The following is a 2,005-nucleotide window of genomic DNA, read 5'->3' on the forward strand; positions in this document are numbered from 1 at the left end:
GATGGGTAGGGGAGCGTCGTCTGCCGGGTGAAGCGGCACTGGAAGGTAGTCGTGGACGGTTGACGAGTGAGAATGCAGGCATGAGTAGCGATACAAACGTGAGAAACGTTTGCGCCGATTGACTAAGGGTTCCTGGGTCAAGCTGATCTGCCCAGGGTAAGTCGGGACCTAAGGCGAGGCCGACAGGCGTAGTCGATGGATAACCGGTTGATATTCCGGTACCCGCTGTGAAGCGTCAAACATCGAGCATCGTGATGCTAAGGCCGTGAAGCCGTTCCGGACCCTTCGGGGAAAGGAAAGTGGTGGAGCCGCCGAACCAAGCGGTTAGTAGGTGAGTGATGGGGTGACGCAGGAAGGTAGTCCATCCCGGGCGGTGGTTGTCCCGGGGTAAGGGTGTAGGACGTTGTCCAGGTAAATCCGGACAGCACATAGTCTGAGACCTGATGCCGAGCCGATTGTGGTGAAGTGGATGATCCTATGCTGTCGAGAAAAGCCTCTAGCGAGTTTCATGGCGGCCCGTACCCTAAACCGACTCAGGTGGTCAGGTAGAGAATACCGAGGCGTTCGGGTGAACTATGGTTAAGGAACTCGGCAAAATGCCCCCGTAACTTCGGGAGAAGGGGGGCCACATCCGGTGAGAGGACTTGCTCCTTGAGCTGGGGGTGGCCGCAGAGACCAGCGAGAAGCGACTGTTTACTAAAAACACAGGTCCGTGCGAAGCCGTAAGGCGATGTATACGGACTGACGCCTGCCCGGTGCTGGAACGTTAAGGGGACCGGTTAGCTCCATTTCGGTGGGGCGAAGCTGAGAACTTAAGCGCCAGTAAACGGCGGTGGTAACTATAACCATCCTAAGGTAGCGAAATTCCTTGTCGGGTAAGTTCCGACCTGCACGAATGGCGTAACGACTTCTCGACTGTCTCAACCATAGGCCCGGTGAAATTGCACTACGAGTAAAGATGCTCGTTTCGCGCAGCAGGACGGAAAGACCCCGGGACCTTTACTACAGTTTGATATTGGTGTTCGGTTCGGCTTGTGTAGGATAGCTGGGAGACTTTGAAGCAGGCACGCCAGTGTTTGTGGAGTCGTCGTTGAAATACCAGTCTGGTCGTGCTGGATGTCTAACCTGGGTCCGTGATCCGGATCAGGGACAGTGTCTGATGGGTAGTTTAACTGGGGCGGTTGCCTCCTAAAGAGTAACGGAGGCGCCCAAAGGTTCCCTCAGCCTGGTTGGCAATCAGGTGTTGAGTGTAAGTGCACAAGGGAGCTTGACTGTGAGACCGACGGGTCGAGCAGGGACGAAAGTCGGGACTAGTGATCCGGCGGTGGCTTGTGGAAGCGCCGTCGCTCAACGGATAAAAGGTACCCCGGGGATAACAGGCTGATCTTCCCCAAGAGTCCATATCGACGGGATGGTTTGGCACCTCGATGTCGGCTCGTCGCATCCTGGGGCTGGAGTCGGTCCCAAGGGTTGGGCTGTTCGCCCATTAAAGCGGTACGCGAGCTGGGTTTAGAACGTCGTGAGACAGTTCGGTCCCTATCCGCTGTGCGCGTAGGAGTCTTGAGAAGGGCTGTCCCTAGTACGAGAGGACCGGGACGGACGAACCTCTGGTGTGCCAGTTGTCCTGCCAAGGGCATGGCTGGTTGGCTACGTTCGGGAGGGATAACCGCTGAAAGCATCTAAGCGGGAAGCCTGCTTCGAGATGAGGACTCCCACCCACTTGATGGGGTAAGGCTCCCAGTAGACGACTGGGTTGATAGGCCGGATCTGGAAGCCAGGTAACTGGTGGAGGTGACCGGTACTAATAGGCCGAGGGCTTGTCCTCAGTTGCTCGCGTCCACTGTGTTGGTTCTGAAACCACGAACGGCCCCACGTTTCACAGAGCGTGGTGCGGCAATGTTCGACAGTTTCATAGTGTTTCGGTGGTCATAGCGTGAGGGAAACGCCCGGTTACATTCCGAACCCGGAAGCTAAGCCTCACAGCGCCGATGGTACTGCAGGGGGG

General features: G+C 56.8%; 2 rRNA genes. Both read left to right on the plus strand.

Features of this window, described 5'->3' with window-relative positions:
- Nucleotides 1–1,825, plus strand: a 23S ribosomal RNA gene (locus FHS34_RS41795); the annotation flags it as partial.
- Between the two features lie 93 nt (nt 1,826–1,918).
- A 5S ribosomal RNA gene (rrf, locus tag FHS34_RS41800) occupies nt 1,919–2,005 on the plus strand; the annotation flags it as partial.

The organism is Streptomyces echinatus (assembly GCF_014203595.1).
In the GTDB taxonomy this organism is placed as follows: Bacteria; Actinomycetota; Actinomycetes; order Streptomycetales; family Streptomycetaceae; genus Streptomyces; species Streptomyces echinatus.